The sequence below is a fragment of the Rhodococcus sp. 2G genome (assembly GCF_001886355.1).
In the GTDB taxonomy this organism is placed as follows: domain Bacteria; phylum Actinomycetota; class Actinomycetes; order Mycobacteriales; family Mycobacteriaceae; genus Rhodococcus; species Rhodococcus pyridinivorans.
This window is the reverse complement of record NZ_CP018063.1, coordinates 2,374,384-2,391,937: the sequence shown is the minus strand read 5'-3', so window position 1 is coordinate 2,391,937 and position 17,554 is coordinate 2,374,384. Positions and strand designations below refer to the sequence as shown.

The following is a 17,554-nucleotide window of genomic DNA, read 5'->3' as shown; positions in this document are numbered from 1 at the left end:
CCGCTGCTCGAGGAGACATGCAGGGGGTTGCGCCAGATCGTCGCTTCGACATCGCGCTGGCGGCAGGGAGTAGATCCACGCCGCCGTGAATTCCGTGATGCTGCGCCGGGGTGCGGAAAAGGAAGTCGCGGAATCTCGGTCACGGGGACTCGAACGGTGACTGTGGCCATCCGTTCAGGGAAAGGCACCGGCCCTCAACGCGCTGTCCATCAGCCTTCAGCGTCCCCAGTCTGAAGGCTGATGGGGTGCGACGCGGTTGGCGCACCAGATCTTGGCGGCCGAACGCGCGTGTCACCGGCTCCGGACCGGATGGCATCGCGGTGGAGACCGTCAGAATCAAGGACAAGTAGCAGAGACTCAAGGTGGGTGTGCGGCGAGAGCGTTCACGTGAGGTGATCGCACCGGCCGACCACAGGAACCGATTGCTCTAGGAGCTCGGCGTGGTGGTTCGGTCCTGGTGATCGTGTCGAGAACGTCGATGTGCACTCCGCAGGTGTCGTGGCGGGAAGCGTAGATCCGGCTTATGGGCCTCCGTTTATGCAGGTCAGGGGAGTTACCTGCTAGTGGAGGAGAGATGGAGGAGTGGGTCGAGCCGCAGCAGCGAGACGGCACAGGTTGCCGGGCCGGCGGCAGTACGAGCGGAGACCTAGCCTGGAGGAGGTCTTCGAAGATGGTATGGACGGCTCGGTGCTCCTTGACCTCCAGCTCCAACCCGTGCTCTCGTGCAACGGTCGTCATGGTCAGGCGGAGCAGGTCTGCATCGACGTCGGCGACGATGAAGGAGTCGTGCAAGGGAAGGGGACATCGTCCGGTCTGCTCGAGCATCCGGAGCATCACGTCCACGGCGATGTCCGAGTCGAGACGCTGGAATCGTGCCCCGCAGTCGGACCCGAAGAGCGGATTGATTCGCGAATGTTTGTGCTCGACAGCGGAGACGAGTGTCTCGGCAAGATCCCTGATGGAATCGCCGGAAGCAGCGGGATTCTGTGCCAACAGAACGGACACAGGCCCGTCGAGGTTTTTGGCGACGGCTCCGACAGCGCTTCGCCGGCTCCGTGCATTGAACAGAACGTTCACGGCCAGCTTCACGGCCGCACGGTCGAATCCGTCGATGCTGTAGGGATCGCCGGTTGGCATCGACGCGCCCGCCTCGGCATAAGCCATGCTGATGTGAAGTGCGCGGTAATCGATCTCCACCACGGGGCGCAGTTCCCCCTCCACTACGACCTCGAGGTCGAGCCGGTCGTCGGCGGACATGTTCTGAACCGACGTGCCCTGGAAGTACAGTCGGCCCCCGCGTTCGAACGAGCCGTTGAAGATTCGGCGAATGATCGGCGTGCGCAGCCTCCGACCGCGGTGAACGATTCGTAGGTCGGTGAGGCTCTCATTGATCCGCAGGACGTCGCGTCGCATCGCCTCCGTCGCGATGGTGTCGAGGTAGTCGAGCAGCTTTTTGCCGGCGCTGTCGCGGAGCGCGATCGTCTCGGAGCGTGCCTCGAGCGCTCGACCTTCCGAGACATCGATATGGGAACCGACCAGGGCCATCAACTCGTCGGTCGCATACGCCACGGACTGCCTTCTATATGCCCACGCTCCCAAGTGATGCTTGATCAGTCCTGCCGACGCCAGCAGATCCATCGCTTTCGTGACGAGGTGCCACGTGAAAAGCCGGTCGCCGGCCCGGTACCGCGCCGGAATGTTGTAGAGATCTTTGCCTCGCGCGTAGTGCACCCCGCGACCGGTTACTTTCTGTTCCAGGGCGATCGACCGGACGAGGGATGCCGCGGCGAGCACCAAGTGTTCGGTCGGCTCGCCCGCAAGATGGGGTCGGAGCCTGTTGGCGATGGTGAGCAATTGCTCGTCGCTCCAACGCAATTCCAATGGACTATGCCGGCGGAAGAGGGGACTGCCCAGCAGGCCGTTGGCCGCGCGGCGGCCCGCTCGACGGTGAGATCCCGCGCCCGATCCGTTGTGGGCTGGCGGGGAAGTCGGTAGATTCATGGATGCGCCTCGCGAATGCGCGAATGTGGGAATGTGTCTGGCGATTCGATCCTATCGGACCGGCCCCCTCCGGCTCTTGCTCCGGACGGGGCCGGCCCTTTTTTGCCCGAGATGTATCGCTTCTGGGCCCATAGGCAGGTCCGATCCTGGATCATCGCTTCGTGAGTCGATCAGGATGGAGCGGCCTGGCGGCCACGTCGTCCTCGTTTGCACAGCCGGCAGACTCGACCACCTCCTGGGGAAAGGTAGAGCGATTCTGGAGTCCACGGGTGTCTGTTGGCGCAGTGAGTCAGCAAGTCCGGTCGCTGTGCCCGGCGGACATTTTCCGCGACGGTCACCGGGTCGAGGTGGAACGGGTTAACACAAGACCTCTCTCGGCATAAGTGGTCGAGGACGAGCCCCTCGGGAATTTCGCCGACGAGGAACTCGTACGCCCACCGGTGCGCGACAACCGTACGCCTGTTCACCCGGAACTGTCCGTAGCCGTCGCGGTCTCGGCGAGCGATCCACCGCCAGCATCCGGTTGACGATTCGGACAGCTTGTCGAAGAAGCGGTCTTCGACCGTACTGATCCGGGTCATGACTCGTCACCGCCTCGCTGAGCCTCAGGAGCCGACTCGACATCAGCGTGGGCGCGGGCACGACGGTCGGTGACCGCCGCAGTTCCGTCGCAGGCAACGGTGTCGCCGACAGCGCTTTCCGCGGCGCGCTCTTGGGTCTTGATCCAGTCCTCGACCGCTTCGACCCTGTGCAAGATGCGGTTGCCCGCACGGAAGTACGGTGCGGACGTTCCGCGGGCACGGTACTCGCGTTGGGTACTGATCGGAATGCCGTACAGCTCTGCGAGCTCGTCGACGGTCAGTACGCGTCGCCGTAGCGTCTTCGACACGGCGTTCCTCCATCCGGCCCCAGGCCGTAGATGGGGCCAGATCGCCCCTCTCTCTTCTTATGGGCGCGGCAGAGGGGTCACTACGAGGTCGCGGGCGCGGATTCGACAAAATCTGAGCTACTTACATCCACGACGGCCCGCTCGGGGCAGTCCCGAAAGGAGTCGGCGCTCACGCAGGGTAAGTGCTGGGAGGTGCCGCTCCAGCGCAGAGATCGACCAGCACCGAGACTCGTTTTTGCTGGCCTTACAACTCGGCAGTGAGCTGCAACAATGAGTGAAAGCTCGGAGCTCGAGCTGATACAGATCTTCAGGAGCGACAGCGATGACTGACCTGGCGGAAATGTCCCATGCATCCGATGATCTGCTCGACGCCGGCGGTGCCACCGGTGACGACTTCGCGATCCATCTCGAGCCTCGTTGCCGCGTCTGCCGAAACGATGTCGTGCGCCGGAAGGTCAACGACCTGTTGGCAGCGGGAGCGACCTACGCTGGAATTCACCGCGCCGTCGCCGAGGACAACGCCGGCGTCGATAAGGCCGATCGCGTCACTGTTGATTCGATACGCCGGCACGCCGCCCGCCACTACCCGGTGCAGAACGTGGCGAAGGCGACCTATCGCGAAATCCTTGAGCAGCGTGCAAAAGAGAATGGCATCGACTTCGTCGACGGTGTCGCCACCGCGATCACGCCGATGGCGTTCTACGAGACGCTCATGGTCAAGGGCTACCAGTCCTTAGTTTCCGGGCGCGAGGATGTGGACGCGAACACGGCGATGAACGCTGCCGCCAAGCTGCAGGCAATCCTGGATACGAGGCAGGGCGATGCCGACATCGCCGGACTGAGGCTTCAGGTTCGACAGCTGGCCGATGCGGTCCGTTCGACCGTCCCCCAGTCAATGTGGGCCGACATCCTTGCCAAGCTCGAGGATTGAAGTGGGCCATCTTCCGTTGTCGCGCAGAGCTTGCCGCACTCGGGTTTGTGTCTGATGAAGCCGCCCCTAGCGGCACCGAGCCTCGTCGCCGAGCTGCAACACTAAGAGCGTGTCTCACGTGGATGAAGTGGGTTGTGATGCATGATGTAGTTCGTGGTTGACGAGTTGTCTATCCGGTTGGTGCCGGATGCGTTGTGGGAGATCGCCGAACCGCTGATTCCGGCCTTCGCCCCCCGACCGCAGGGTGGTGGCAGTGCGCCGGTCGACGACCGGGCGGTGTTCACCGCAATCGTGTTCGTATTGACCAGCGGCTGCGCCTGGCGGCACCTGCCGCCGTCGTTCGGGGTCAGCGTCCCGACCGCGCATCGCCGCTTCACGGCCTGGGTACGCGCGGGGGTGTTCGAGAAACTGCACCGCGAGGTGCTCGATCGACTCGGCGGCTCGGGTGAGCTGGACTGGTCGGCAGCGATCCTGGACGCCGCGAGTGTCCGGGCGAAAAGGGGGGATCTTTGACCGGGCCCAGCCCGGTCGATCGCGGCAAGAAAGGATCGAAGATCCACGTCCTGTCCGAGGCCGAGGGAATTCCGCTGGTTGTCGGCGTCTCTGCAGCGAACACCCACGACAGCACCATGCTGCGGCCGCTGGTCGAGGCCATTCCCGCGGTCAGGTCCCGTCGTGGGCCGCGACGACGCAAACCGGGTCGCCTGCGCGCCGACAAAGGTTACGACTCCGCCGCTCACCGTTGCTGGTTGCGGGAGCGCCGGATCGTCCCGCGGATCGCTCGTCGCGGCATCGAACGCAACGACCGCCTCGGCCGGCACCGATGGAAGATCGAACGCACCCTCGCCTGGCTCACCGGCTACCGCAGGCTCACAATCCGCTACGAACGCCACGCCGAGCACTTCACCGGCTTCCTGCAACTCGCCGCGGCGCTCACCTGCTTCAAGAAGCTCTCCACATGAGACATGCTCTAAGCACCTGCCCGTCCGCTCTTATGTGACAGGGCTCAGGGAGCCGGTATGTATTGCTGGACTGTGATCGTCACATCGGTAAGAGTCGATCCGTCGGCGTTCTCAAGGAGCTGGAACGCGGGGGTGTGGCACTGGTCGAGGTCCATCCAGCCGGCATTTCCAGTGACCTGCATTCCCGGCGTGCCGACGGCATCGACGTAGGAAGCGACGAGTTGGCTGTTATCGTTGACAGCTCGCCAACGCACCAGGAACCGGCTCGAGTCGCAACCGTTCATCGTGGCGGGGAAAGCTGCATAGTCCGGGCCAGGAGCTTTCGCCCACGGCGAGTCGGTGAAGTAGCGGGGCAGCACCGTCCATGACCTTGTCGAAGTCCACCGTGGCAGTGCAGTCGGAAACTCCGGTGACGGCGCGAGTCCGACAGAGTTCGGGCCAGGCCACTCCGATCGATAGTCTTCCGGCGATGCCTCTTCCGTTACCGGCGTAGAAGTGGTGGGGCCGGTCGTCGCGGGTCGCGGGGTGGTCGCTTCAACGCCGTCGAGTGGGGCGGGCACCATCTGTGTCGTACTGGCCTCGCCGCCATCGGCTCGGGGAGGTGCCGCGGTCTCGGAGTCGCGGTCTTGACCGCGGAGCAGGAACAGGCTCAGCACCACGATGAGCACACCGGCCAACACCGCGACAGCGGTCCCCAAGATCCAGATCGTGCGGGTGCGTGAGTCCGGGCTTCGCCGAGGAGGCTGTGGCTCGCGGGGGTCAGAGATCTCAGGATCCATACTGCTCTCTCCTCCGATCGGTCGGATGGTACGGCCGGCGCATCACCGAAGTAGATCCAGACAACCATGAGAGTCACGTCGACGAGGGCGATTACGGTGTCGCGTGGCTGTGCAGGGTCGCCGGCTGTTGTCGCCGAGAGCAGGGCGTCGCATGCAGGGCGAGGTTGTGGCGGTCGCGATTGAGTTTCTGTGCCTATGGAGGCTCAGGTGAGGGGTACCGCAGAAGCCGTCGCGCGACGCGGTGAGGTCTTTCGAGTGGCCGATGCGATGGTCGACGAGGTACGGCACCCGTTCGTAGTGCCCAGTTTCATTGCAGGAGATAGCGACGCGACGTTCTCCACCTCTGTGCAATGCTCGGGGTCGTATGCCGGGGTAGCCGGAACGTGGACTGACGAGACCCGAGTTCACAGCGCCCTGTAGGTTTCACCAGCACTGGATGACCCGTGATTGCGTAGTGTCTCGGTATGATTCCGGCCCCAGGTCAGCGAGACCTCGTCGCGGCGCTTGTCGACGCGCGCTCGCGCTACCCGGACATCGAGGGGGGCAGTTCCTACGATGAGGTGTTGCTCGAGGTCCAAGCACGTGCTGAGCGGGACGGGTCGATCGGCAAAGCCGACATCGGTGCGTTGATGCTGTGGAAACGGTTGAACCTCAGCACCGCCTGGACGCGCGAGCTGAACGAGTGGCCGGACCGCAAGGTACGAGCGGTGACTGGCGAGGCATTCGAGATCGCCAGGGACACCAATAGCACCATCCCTGAGGCGGCGGGAGCGGCGCGATCGAGGTTGCTTGAGTTGCCGGGGTGCCAGCATGGCGCTGCGGTCGCCTCCACATTGTTGACCGCCGGCGCACAGGATCGGATGGCGGTCTACGACCGCCGGGCGGTGGCCGCGCTCCGAGTGCTCGGGTACGCCGATCCGGTCGGACGCTACAGTCGCTATATGACGACGGTGTGCGAACTCATCGAGACGGTGAACGCAGCGACGGGCGCGACATGGGTCTGGCGTGACCCCTGTGAGTAGGTCCGGGTTGTTCTAGAGTCCTGATTGCCCTGGTAAGGGCGAAGAAGGGACGATAAGGATCATGGCGGGACGCAAACGTCACTCGGCCGAGGACATCGTGCGCAAGCTGCGCCGGGCCGACGAGTTGGCCGCGGAAGGCAAGAACGGCGAGGAAATCGCCGCAGCACTCGAGGTGTCGGCGGCGACGCTGTACAACTGGCGTCGTCAATACGGCGGCATGGATGCCGATGCGGCGAAGGAACTCAAGGAACTACGGGAGCAGAACAGCCGGCTCAAGCGACTGCTCGCCGATGCCGAGTTGGAGAAGGACGCGCTGCGGGAGATCGCGAAGGGAAAATTCTGAGCCCGACCGCCAAACGCGCCGCGATCACCATGCTCACCGACACCCTACAGATGTCGGAGCGGTTCGCGTGCAAGGTCGTTGGGCTCTCCCGATCGGTTTACCGGCGGTTGCCGCTGGCGCAGACACCGGACGACCCGGACGCCGACCTGCGCGCAGAGCTACGCAGATATTCCCGCAAGCATCCACGGCACGGGTTTCGTCGGGCGTGGGCGTGGCTGCGCTACGACCAGGGCATCGAGGTGAACAAGAAGAAGATCCACCGCCTGTGGAAGGAAGAAGGATTGCAGGTCCGGCGTGCTCCACGCCGCAAACGTGCCGGCCTGTCCTCCGTTCCGATCGTCGACGCGGATGCTCCGAATGTGGTGTGGGCATTGGACTTCCAGTTCGATTCGACCGTCGACGGCAAGACGGTGAAGATCGCGTCGATGGTCGACGAACACACCCGGATGTCGTTGTTGAACATCGTGGACCGCTCGATCACCGCCGGCCGGTTGATCGAGGGCTTGGAGAAGGCGTTCGCGATGTGGGGTGGGCCGCCGCTGGTGTTACGGATGGACAATGGGCCGGAGTTCATCTCGGAAGCGCTGCGGGACTTCTGTGCTGGGTCGGTGGGGGTGTCCTACATTCCGCCGGGCACGCCGTGGAACAACGGGTTCATCGAATCGTTCAACAACCGGTTGCGCGATGAGTGTCTGAACCGCAACTACTGGCCGACTCTGCTCGAGGCCCGGGTGGTGATCGAGGACTTCAAGGACGACCACAATCACCGACACCGTCATTCGGCATTGGGGTACAAGACCCCCGCCGAGTACGCTGCCGGATGCACCCACCGGCACCAGCCCGTGGCGTGCGAGATCGACTGATCGACTGCACGTAGGAACCGGCTCTAGAACCGCCTGGACCGACTATCGGGGACCTGCCAGGTCCCGCGTGACGTCGACAAAGCGTTGTTCATGGGTGGCAGTTGAGGCCAGACCTACTAGCACGTCATTCGATAAACCGTCGGCCTCGATGGCGATTAGGTCTCGAGTGGGGCGGGCGTGTCGCTTGCTCGCCTGATCAGATCGAGTAAGAGGTCTCGCCGTTCCACGAGGTCCGACTTTCTAAGCCTCAATGCACCGAGCGTCTGATGCTGTCGTCGTGGCTTCCATTGCACGACTTGGGACAGGGTGTGGACATGGACGATCTTCCGACCTTCGATGTCGGGTTGTTCCACTGGTCTTTCGAGTCGTTGGCGGGCAGGGAGTGTCTGTTAGCCGAGAATCGGTCGGTTTCGTCCGAACACCGTGTCGAACAGGGCGTTCCACCCCGATTCCCACGGCCACTGTTGGGGTAGATGCAACGTCAACCGGCGCGCCGACGACGCGATCCGAGCAGGGACCGACACAATGGTCCGCCGGACAGTTCCGGTGGTGGCCTTGACCAGCTTCGGATCGCCTGTGACGGTAGCCGCGGCGCGGGTGAGGTTGAACGCCATCACCGCGCAGACCAGCCACGCAGCATTGGCAGTGAACCGAGACGACGGCAAATGAGCGAGCGCGGAGCTCTTCAGGTCCGCGTGGACCTGCTCGATGATCGCGTGATGGCGGTGGAGCTTGTCGGCGGCGACGGCATCGAGATCGGTGGCGTCGACGGTGGTGAAGAAGGCATGAAACCGCCAGACGTCGAACAATTCGCCCTGGCCCTGGTCCTTCTTCGGCCGCAGGTCGGGGATACGCCGTACGATCAACCGCCCCGGAACCCGGTGGGTCTTCTTCTTCGAGGCGAACGCGGTGAACGGTATCTCCGCGACCTCGGCAGCCGAGATCCAGCGTTCGGTGTCGTGGTCGTAGATCGCGTTGGTGTACTCGATCGGAGTCCACGCATCCTCGTCGATCGAGGCGATCGCGGTCTTGATGGGTGAGGTCAGGCGCACGGTGACCGAGACGTCGGCGCCGCCGCGCAGCGCCGCCCCGATGGTGGGATATCCGTAGAACGCCGAGTCGGCCCGCACCAGCGGTCTGGGCGTGGCCTGTGCCGTGGTTCGCGCCCCTGGGCCGGCGGTAGCTGTGTGCAGGTGCGCGACGGTGGTCAGGGTGTCGGCGATCATCCGGGCTGCTCCACGCGCTGATCCGCAGGACCCTTTGCGCAGACGCTGTCCGACGATCACCGGGGCCGCGGTGTCGGTGGTGACCGTGGTGATCAGCGCGTTCAGTCCGCGGACCCCGGAATAGCCGTATCCGGAACCCTGTTTGCCGTGCCCGTGCACTTCGATGATCGAATCGTCGATGTCGACCAGCACGCGTTCGGTGTCGATCCCGGCCACCAGCGGAGTTCTGGTGGCCAGTCCGCGCAGGAACCGGGAGGCAACGGCGTCGAGTTGCCGAACGTGCCCGAAGGTGAAGGTGCGCAGGAACGACCCCAGCGTCGACGGTGCGTACGGGCGGTCGAAGAGTGTTCCCATCGCCCCGTGCCGTAGTAATGCCATGTCGGCGATGCTGTCCGCGCCGGCGACCATTCCCGCGACGAGTGCTCCGATCTTGTCGCCGGAGTGAGCACCCTTGTCGGTGGGAACGCTGAGGTGTTCGTCGGCGAGAGCCTGCAGGCCGCAGTTCTGCGCCAGACCCATGATCGGAACCAGCCCAGCGGTCGACACGAGATTCGGATCGTCGAACCTCGCCGCAGCGACGGGCCGGGTGTGAGAGAGTTGCATCTACGAGATGCCCTTCGTTGTGGCCGAATTGTTTCTGTGAGAAGTTCAATTCTTTCACTACGACAGGGCATTTCGCCGTTACGACTCGCCCATCACATCAGCCTGATCGGTGCATCCAGGCTAAGACGCAACCGGTACCGACCCCACTGCGAGTCGTAGTCCATGCGGTCTACTCCGGCCTCATCGAGCATCGCGGTCAGTTCCTCGGTGCGGGGGATCCGGGGTTCGGCGAGTACGAAGTCCTTCCGGATGCGCAGGGTAATGAAGTTGTCGACCACTCCATTTCGGGTAAGTCCGATGTAAAACTTGTTGTACTTGAAGGCCATTCCGGGGGTTATTTCGTTGATCAGCTCGAGCAGCTCGTCGGCGATCGCGATGGTCTCCGGCGTCCCCTTTCCGACCCAGTACGACCGGTCCGTTGCCTGGCCTGGTTCGTCTTCCTCCTCAGTGCCGAGGCTCGTCAGATCCAGCACCGTCGTTGCGTGCAGGGTGAGGGCTTCGCCGACCTGGAGCGCTTGCATCTGGATAGCGATGAGCGGGATCGTCTTGTTGAGCAGGCTGATGACGTTGAGGAACCGACTGGTGATGTCTTCGGCGACGATCACGGCAACATGTTCGTACTGGGGATAGCGGGATTTTTCGATGTCCCAGTATTCGATCGTGCGGATGATGTGTGCTTCATCGGTGGCACCGAGTTGGATCTCCACCTCGTACCGACGGTTCGAATCGGGATCGCTCAGCAGCAAGTCCAAGCGACCAGCACGAGGCTGACGTCGCTCGACGTCCTTGACTGCGAGATCGCCGAGGCCGAGTAGCGTGGGATCCTCCACGATCCGCTCTTGCAGCCATTTTTCGTTCAAATGTGGGTGCGCCTTGAGGCTTACCCGTGTCGCCTTGACGAGACGCACATCGCTCACTTTCGTCGCTCACTCTTCGGGTCGATGATCTTGCTCGCGCTCCCCGGATCAGAAGCCGCTGGATGCACCGGGGGCACCGGGAACCAGGGTCTCAGGGATAGGCCACTCCCAGCTGATGTCCTTGCCGAGCATGTCAAGGTAGATGCTTTGGGTCCCGACGGGGACGTCGAACGCGTAGGTACCGCGATACGTCGACGCGGGGGCGAGTGGCTCGTCGAATGCGTCGTCGTTGAGTTCCTCGCAGTTGAGCGCTGCGGTGCTGATCAAACTCTCGAGGACGGCTCCGTCGGGTCCGATGCCTCTCCAGTTTCCGGCCTTCAGGCTGCGGTCGGCCATCTGTTTGACACTGCGGTTGCCGGCACCGGTGACCGCCTCCGTGTAGTTCGGCGCTGTCACGGCTTCGATATCAACGAAGAGGTACTGCCCGTTGGGAGTGAATTGCCAGAAGCCTGTGCACCCCGGGTTCATGCGCGGGTTGCTCAGAGTGAAGGTGAAGGCGGGTTCGCCGCTGACATTGTCGATCAGACCGGCCGCTTCACCAAAGCCCTTCTCGATGCGACCCTGGGCGTTGCGGGGCGGTCCGGACGTAATCGACGCTGATGACGCAGAATCCGAGTTGCTCGTCGTGGCGGAGTCTGTGGTAACACCGGTCGCGCAACCTGATAGAAGGACGACTGATACCGCCACCCACGCAGTCCGTGTCTTCATGGCGTGAACCTCCCTTGCGCTTCGCCGCTCAAACGACTGTCCGCGCTGTTGCCGTTGCCAGGATTGTCGCAGTCCTCAAGGCCCGGAACGTGGAACGACACATCCCATTCGCGCTCCCCTCCCTGGAGGGGATGTCTACCCCGCGCCGCCGGGTTGCCGTGCGCACGGTGTCTCATATCAGTTCTGACTGAGACACCCGGACCACGCGGTGGTCGGGAAGGGCTTTCCCCAGGTCGAGATGTCTCAAAAGTTCGTCTCACAATTTTCTGTCTTAATATTTACGCGACAAAATATTTGAGACACACTGGCTTGCATGAGCGAGACAGTTGCCCCGACAGGGACCCGAATCGGGTACGTCCGCGTGTCCACCGTGACTCAGACACTCGAGCAGCAGGAGGCTGCTTGATCCCTCCCGGGATTTCCGGAGGGCTCCTCTCAAGGGAGGATGAAACCTATGGCAGCAGGATCGAAGCGGTACTCGGCTGAGTTGAAGCGAGACGCCGTGGACATGGTGGCCCAGTTGGTGGCCCACGGGTCGGCGGAGTGGCCGGCGATGCGCAAGACCGCAGATCTGTTGGGGGTGACCTCGGCGGAGACTGTCCGTCAGTGGGTTCGTAAGGCCCCGGCCGCTGATGCGGAAGGCGCCTCGAGGGCCGACAACGAGGAGATCCGCAGGCTCAAACAGGAGGTCGCCGAACTCAAACGGGCCAACGGCATCCTGAAAGCGGCGTCGGTTTTCTTCGCGGCCGAAATCGACCGGCCACACCGGTAATTGTGGACTTCATCCGCACCCACCAGGGACATCGGGTGGGTGCGGATGGTCTTATCTGGGGTGTCGATTCGATGTGCGCCGTGCTCTCTGAGCACGGCTGGCGCATCGCCCCGTCCACATACTACGACCACATCAACCGCGGGCCGAGCGCCCGTATGCTCGCTGACGCGCAGGTCATCGATGCGATCTTCATGCTCCGCAAGAACAAACCCCTGACCCGCGTTCTGGGCTCACGAAAGACATGGATAATGCTGCGCAGCAACGGATTAGATGTCGCCCGTTGCACGGTTGAACGGGTCATGCGGGAGATGGGATGGCACGGCGCGATCAAGAAGAAACGGGTGCGCACGACCATCCCTGACGCGGCGGCCAAGCGGCCGACGGATCTGGTCGACCGGCAGTTTTATGCCGCGGCACCCAACCGCCTGTGGGTGGCCGATTTCACCTACTGCCGCACCGAATCCGGTTGGGCGTACACAGCCTTCGTGACTGACGTGTTCGCCCGCAAGATCGTCGGCTGGAAGGTGGCCACGGAGATGACGGTGAACTTGGTGACCGATGCGATCAACAATGCGATCGACAACAGAAAACGTTGCGGGGTAGTCGATTTGAGCAAACTCGTCCATCATAGCGACGCCGGATCGCAGTATACTGCCATCGTGTTCGGGCAGCGATTGGCCGAGGAAGGGATCGCGGCCTCTATCGGCACCGTCGGGGACAGTTTCGACAATGCCCTGGCCGAATCGGTGAACTCGGACTACAAGAACGAACTGGTCGACAACCAGCCCCTGTTCCATGGAGCCACTGAGTTGTCGCTGGGCACCGCCGAATGGGTGGCGTTCTACAACCGAGAACGACCACACAGCTACTGCCACGACCTCACCCCCGACCGGGCAGAGCAACTCCACTACGATCGCATGCGCACCCTCAATCCGGAGGAAGCGCTCACACCATGAGCTCTCCGGAAACGCCGGGAGGGATCAGCTCTCGCCACGGCCGGCGTCAGCAAGACCTTCCAGGACAAGATGTTTGAATCGTCCCTGGTTTCATTGAGGGTGAGCCAGATATCCCGGAAGGATCACCCCAGACTCAACATGGCGAACTACAAATACCCTCAGGAACTGCGTGAGCGAGCGACCCGACTCGCCGTCGAAGCCCGCCGCGACCCCGACACCCGCACCGGCGCCATCAACCGGATCGCCGAGCAGACCGGCGTCCACAAGGAAGCCCTGCGGACCTGGGTGCGCAAAGCCGAAGACGACGAGCTCCCCACCGAGCCCGTCGATGCCGAAGCACGGATCCGCCGTCTGGAGAAAGAGAACCGCGAACTACGGCAGTCGATGGAAATATTACGTTCTGCCACAGCTTTTTTCGCGAAGGCGGAGTTCGACCGCCGACTGAAGTGATCGTCGCCTTCATCGACGAACACAAACACCGCTGGGGGATCGAACCGATCTGTCGCGTTCTGTCGGAGAACACCGAGGTCAAGATCGCCCCGGGCACCTACTACGCCTTCATAGGTCGCGAACCCAGCGCCCGTGCACGCCGCGATGCCGTCCTCAAAGAACACATCATGCGCATCCACTCCCACCCACGGATGCGGGTCTACGGAATCCGCAAGATCCACGCCCAACTGGTCCGGGAAGGCCACGAGGTGGCCCGCTGCACCATCGAGCGGCTCTGCCGCGAACTCGGTGTCCGCGGCACCGTCCGCGGAAAATGGCCGCGCACGACGAAGCCGGCACCGGAAACCGATCAGCCCCGTGACCTCGTCGAACGAGACTTCACGGCCACTGCGCCGAACCAGTTGTGGGTGGCCGATCTGACGTATGTGCGGACGCAGTCCGGGTGGGTCTATGTCGCGTTCGTCCTGGATGCGTTCTCCCGCATGATCGTCGGGTGGCAGACCTCGACCCGGATGTACACCGACCTGGCGCTCGACGCGTTGAAGATGGGCCTGTGGGCACGACGACGCGCAGGCCGCGACGTCACCGGACTGGTCCATCACAGCGACCGCGGCGTGCAATACCGAGCGCTGCGCTACGCCCAGACCCTGGACCAGGCCGCCGCGGTCGCCTCCGTCGGATCGAAAGGCGACTCGTTCGATAATGCCATGGCCGAAGCGCTGAACTCGCTGTACAAGGCCGAGTTGATCTTCCTCGACGGTCCCTGGACCGGCCGGGAGGACGTCGAAGCGGCCACCGCGCAATGGGTGCATTGGTTCAATACCGAACGGGTCCACGGCATGCTCGACTATCGCACCCCAGCCGAGGTCGAGACCGCCTACTACGCACAACCGCCGGCCGCTTCTGCGGCCTGAGAACTGAACACACGCTCAGCCTCAACAAAACTCGGGACTTGACAGTCCGGTGCCCGCGACGACCGGCCGGGGCTCGCCGCCATGCTCGAGTATGTGCGCGACGGTGACACCGTCGTCGTGTGGAAACTCGACCGACTCGGCCGCAACACGCTCCACATCCTCGAGGTCGTGCGCGCCCTCACGGAGCGGGGTGTCACCCTTGTATCGACCTCGGATGGCATCGACTCGTCGACGTCCGCCGGGCGCATGGTGATCGGAGTGCTCGCCTCTATGGCTGAATTCGAGCGCGAGCTCGCCAAAGAACGGACCGCCCTCAAGCGTGAGGCGGCGCGGAAAAACGGCACTAAGCCTCAATGCACCGAGCGTCTGATGCTGTCGTCGTGGCTTCCATTGCACGACTTGGGACAGGGTGTGGACATGGACGATCTTCCGACCTTCGATGTCGGGTTGTTCCACTGGTCTTTCGAGTCGTTGGCGGGCAGGGAGTGTCTGTTAGCCGAGAATCGGTCGGTTTCGTCCGAACACCGTGTCGAACAGGGCGTTCCACCCCGATTCCCACGGCCACTGTTGGGGTAGATGCAACGTCAACCGGCGCGCCGACGACGCGATCCGAGCAGGGACCGACACAATGGTCCGCCGGACAGTTCCGGTGGTGGCCTTGACCAGCTTCGGATCGCCTGTGACGGTAGCCGCGGCGCGGGTGAGGTTGAACGCCATCACCGCGCAGACCAGCCACGCAGCATTGGCAGTGAACCGAGACGACGGCAAATGAGCGAGCGCGGAGCTCTTCAGGTCCGCGTGGACCTGCTCGATGATCGCGTGATGGCGGTGGAGCTTGTCGGCGGCGACGGCATCGAGATCGGTGGCGTCGACGGTGGTGAAGAAGGCATGAAACCGCCAGACGTCGAACAATTCGCCCTGGCCCTGGTCCTTCTTCAGCCGCAGGTCGGGGATACGCCGTACGATCAACCGCCCCGGAACCCGGTGGGTCTTCTTCTTCGAGGCGAACGCGGTGAACGGTATCTCCGCGACCTCGGCAGCCGAGATCCAGCGTTCGGTGTCGTGGTCGTAGATCGCGTTGGTGTACTCGATCGGAGTCCACGCATCCTCGTCGATCGAGGCGATCGCGGTCTTGATGGGTGAGGTCAGGCGCACGGTGACCGAGACGTCGGCGCCGCCGCGCAGCGCCGCCCCGATGGTGGGATATCCGTAGAACGCCGAGTCGGCCCGCACCAGCGGTCTGGGCGTGGCCTGTGCCGTGGTTCGCGCCCCTGGGCCGGCGGTAGCTGTGTGCAGGTGCGCGACGGTGGTCAGGGTGTCGGCGATCATCCGGGCTGCTCCACGCGCTGATCCGCAGGACCCTTTGCGCAGACGCTGTCCGACGATCACCGGGGCCGCGGTGTCGGTGGTGACCGTGGTGATCAGCGCGTTCAGTCCGCGGACCCCGGAATAGCCGTATCCGGAACCCTGTTTGCCGTGCCCGTGCACTTCGATGATCGAATCGTCGATGTCGACCAGCACGCGTTCGGTGTCGATCCCGGCCACCAGCGGAGTTCTGGTGGCCAGTCCGCGCAGGAACCGGGAGGCAACGGCGTCGAGTTGCCGAACGTGCCCGAAGGTGAAGGTGCGCAGGAACGACCCCAGCGTCGACGGTGCGTACGGGCGGTCGAAGAGTGTTCCCATCGCCCCGTGCCGTAGTAATGCCATGTCGGCGATGCTGTCCGCGCCGGCGACCATTCCCGCGACGAGTGCTCCGATCTTGTCGCCGGAGTGAGCACCCTTGTCGGTGGGAACGCTGAGGTGTTCGTCGGCGAGAGCCTGCAGGCCGCAGTTCTGCGCCAGACCCATGATCGGAACCAGCCCAGCGGTCGACACGAGATTCGGATCGTCGAACCTCGCCGCAGCGACGGGCCGGGTGTGAGAGAGTTGCATCTACGAGATGCCCTTCGTTGTGGCCGAATTGTTTCTGTGAGAAGTTCAATTCTTTCACTACGACAGGGCATTTCGCCGTTACGACTCGCCCATCACATCAGCCTGATCGGTGCATCCAGGCTAAGTTCGGTCGCCCCCGCAAGGTCGTCGACGCTCAGGCGATCGCCACCGCGCGCAGGATGAAGGCAGACGGGCACACCGGTAAGGACATCGCCAAGTACCTCGGTGTCAGTCGCGCAACGCTGTACCGATTGCTCGCCGACGACACTCGTTCGGCCGCGTAGATACGTCCCTGCCGCCTTCTATCCGGTTGTACGACGACTGCGTGTCGGGCACGACCTTCGCGTTGATGTGACTCCATGATGTGGTGATCATCAGTCTGTTTGTTCCGCAAACGTGCCGCTACGAAGGGAACTCACGTTGACGTACTGGCTCTATAAGTGCAATGCCGGAGAAGGCGGACCGTCTGGGTATGCGGGGGACTGGCTGCGAGGCGTGTTCAGTCGTGGCGGACCGGTCGACTGGGGCGGGGACTACTCCACGCAATCGCAGGAGGTGTCGAAGTACCTCGCCAAGGAGGTCGCGGCCGGTGACGTGGTGGTGGCGTATCAGACCGACACAAAATCCGTCGTGGGGTTCTGTACGATTGCCCGGCTGACCGGCGACCCCGGTGATCGCACGCTCTTCCTGCAACCCATTCACTGGCTCACGCCTGCGTTCCTGGTGCACGAACACAAAGCAGGAACACCACTGGAACATTCGATCGCGGTGAACGGCCCGGCCGCATTTCGAAAGTTGCCGACCGCAGAGATGAAGGCCCTCGTGACGCTGAGTGGAGCGCCTGGACGGGTGCTCCAGGGCAAACCTGCACGTGACGGTTGGCAGCCGATTGCGGTCCGCGATCCCGCCGAGCTGATCGTGCCGCTTGAGGATGTCTGGGCCGAAAGCGGACGGGGCTATCACGGCTTGGAAGAGTCGGTGCGGCTGAATGGCGTGCTTATCAAACCCAAGACGGTGACGTTCTTCGCGAGCCTGGACGATCTGAGCGACTACGTGCGCTCACAAGTCGGAACGTGGGAAGCCGCTGGCTATTTCAACACCACCGGCGAGTGGTTCGACGGTAGTTTTGCGCATCTCACGGAAGGTGTCGCTAGTGGCATGACGGTGACATACGAACCGTTTACCTACTTCGACGCCTTTACGCGCGACGGTGAAAGCTCCGACACCTGACGCAAAAAGGATTAGCGGTTTGACCGGGGGCGAGGCCGGTGTGTTGCCGCGGAGAA

Annotated in this window: 17 protein-coding genes and 1 other annotated feature; of the genes, 9 read left to right on the top strand and 8 right to left on the bottom strand. The window is 63.2% G+C overall.

Features of this window, described 5'->3' with window-relative positions; genetic code table 11:
* Positions 1–357: 357 nt before the first annotated feature.
* From BO226_RS11165 to BO226_RS11155, 3 genes are all read right to left on the bottom strand, one after another.
* Positions 358–1,854 (bottom strand): hypothetical protein, encoded by a 1,497-nt coding sequence (locus tag BO226_RS11165; RefSeq protein WP_071935238.1) that lies wholly within the window; start codon positions 1,852–1,854, stop codon positions 358–360.
* Positions 1,855–2,171: 317 nt separating this feature from the next.
* Positions 2,172–2,582, bottom strand: coding sequence for an HNH endonuclease signature motif containing protein (locus BO226_RS28685; RefSeq protein WP_083543622.1), 411 nt, complete (start codon positions 2,580–2,582; stop codon positions 2,172–2,174).
* A complete protein-coding gene (locus tag BO226_RS11155; protein ID WP_071935237.1) occupies positions 2,579–2,890 on the bottom strand; it encodes a helix-turn-helix domain-containing protein in 312 nt (103 codons plus the stop codon). Before BO226_RS11155 ends, BO226_RS28685 begins: the two co-directional genes overlap by 4 nt.
* 322 nt (positions 2,891–3,212) lie before the next feature.
* Between BO226_RS11155 and BO226_RS11150 the strand changes: the two genes are divergently transcribed.
* Complete coding sequence (locus BO226_RS11150) at positions 3,213–3,821, top strand: hypothetical protein (protein ID WP_071935236.1); 609 nt, start codon at positions 3,213–3,215, stop codon at positions 3,819–3,821.
* 153 nt (positions 3,822–3,974) lie between these two features.
* Positions 3,975–4,783 (top strand): IS5 family transposase gene (locus BO226_RS26675; RefSeq protein WP_375295872.1). Its coding sequence is split into 2 segments (ribosomal slippage): positions 3,975–4,322 and positions 4,325–4,783, totalling 807 coding nucleotides; the frame shifts between segments, so codons are not numbered across the junction.
* Between the two features lie 44 nt (positions 4,784–4,827).
* Here the strand turns inward: BO226_RS26675 and BO226_RS11135 are convergent.
* Complete coding sequence (locus BO226_RS11135; protein ID WP_071935233.1) at positions 4,828–5,142, bottom strand: hypothetical protein; 315 nt, start codon at positions 5,140–5,142, stop codon at positions 4,828–4,830.
* An 884-nt stretch (positions 5,143–6,026) separates the two neighbouring features.
* Between BO226_RS11135 and BO226_RS27710 the strand changes: the two genes are divergently transcribed.
* Both BO226_RS27710 and BO226_RS11120 read left to right on the top strand, forming a co-directional pair.
* A complete protein-coding gene (locus tag BO226_RS27710; protein ID WP_071935232.1) occupies positions 6,027–6,584 on the top strand; it encodes a hypothetical protein in 558 nt (185 codons plus the stop codon).
* A gap of 61 nt (positions 6,585–6,645) precedes the next feature.
* Positions 6,646–7,790 (top strand): IS3 family transposase gene (locus BO226_RS11120; protein ID WP_442977402.1). Its coding sequence is split into 2 segments (ribosomal slippage): positions 6,646–6,910 and positions 6,910–7,790, totalling 1,146 coding nucleotides; the frame shifts between segments, so codons are not numbered across the junction.
* A gap of 389 nt (positions 7,791–8,179) precedes the next feature.
* On the opposite strand, the gene BO226_RS11115 is transcribed toward BO226_RS11120, so the two are convergent.
* From BO226_RS11115 to BO226_RS27015, 3 genes are all read right to left on the bottom strand, one after another.
* The gene (locus BO226_RS11115) at positions 8,180–9,619 is read right to left on the bottom strand and encodes an IS1380 family transposase (RefSeq protein WP_071934730.1); all 1,440 of its coding nucleotides are present in this window, start codon (positions 9,617–9,619) and stop codon (positions 8,180–8,182) included.
* Between the two features lie 92 nt (positions 9,620–9,711).
* Positions 9,712–10,536: a hypothetical protein gene (locus tag BO226_RS11110; protein ID WP_198040636.1), complete on the bottom strand. Its 825-nt coding sequence runs from the start codon at positions 10,534–10,536 to the stop codon at positions 9,712–9,714.
* 48 nt (positions 10,537–10,584) lie between these two features.
* Entirely contained in the window at positions 10,585–11,244 is a 660-nt protein-coding gene (locus BO226_RS27015) for a hypothetical protein (protein ID WP_156895171.1), read from the bottom strand.
* Positions 11,245–11,698: 454 nt separating this feature from the next.
* On the opposite strand from BO226_RS27015, the gene BO226_RS11095 reads away from it, so the two are divergent.
* The 3 genes from BO226_RS11095 to BO226_RS28075 all read left to right on the top strand — a co-directional run bounded on the left by BO226_RS11095 (position 11,699) and on the right by BO226_RS28075 (position 14,912).
* Positions 11,699–12,972, top strand: a protein-coding gene (locus BO226_RS11095; RefSeq protein ID WP_156354424.1) for an IS3 family transposase whose coding sequence is annotated in 2 segments (ribosomal slippage) — positions 11,699–11,978 and positions 11,978–12,972 — 1,275 coding nt in all. Because the reading frame shifts where the segments join, the coding sequence is not laid out codon by codon here.
* Positions 12,973–13,110: 138 nt separating this feature from the next.
* A protein-coding gene (locus tag BO226_RS11085) for an IS3 family transposase (protein ID WP_156895169.1) occupies positions 13,111–14,336 on the top strand; the annotation gives its coding sequence in 2 pieces (ribosomal slippage) (positions 13,111–13,393 and positions 13,393–14,336; 1,227 coding nt in all).
* Positions 13,380–13,514: a sequence feature (AL1L pseudoknot), on the top strand. It overlaps the preceding gene by 135 nt.
* Before the next feature lie 81 nt (positions 14,337–14,417).
* Positions 14,418–14,912: a recombinase family protein gene (locus BO226_RS28075; protein WP_071935227.1), complete on the top strand. Its 495-nt coding sequence runs from the start codon at positions 14,418–14,420 to the stop codon at positions 14,910–14,912.
* Here BO226_RS28075 and BO226_RS11075 read toward each other — a convergent pair.
* Positions 14,829–16,268 (bottom strand): IS1380 family transposase, encoded by a 1,440-nt coding sequence (locus BO226_RS11075; RefSeq protein WP_071935226.1) that lies wholly within the window; start codon positions 16,266–16,268, stop codon positions 14,829–14,831. The genes BO226_RS28075 and BO226_RS11075 overlap by 84 nt on opposite strands.
* 179 nt (positions 16,269–16,447) lie before the next feature.
* On the opposite strand from BO226_RS11075, the gene BO226_RS27010 reads away from it, so the two are divergent.
* Positions 16,448–16,552, top strand: a complete 105-nt coding sequence (locus BO226_RS27010) for a helix-turn-helix domain-containing protein (protein ID WP_332260667.1) — start codon at positions 16,448–16,450, stop codon at positions 16,550–16,552.
* A gap of 136 nt (positions 16,553–16,688) precedes the next feature.
* Positions 16,689–17,498: a hypothetical protein gene (locus tag BO226_RS11065; RefSeq protein WP_156895167.1), complete on the top strand. Its 810-nt coding sequence runs from the start codon at positions 16,689–16,691 to the stop codon at positions 17,496–17,498.
* Positions 17,499–17,554 lie beyond the last annotated feature (56 nt).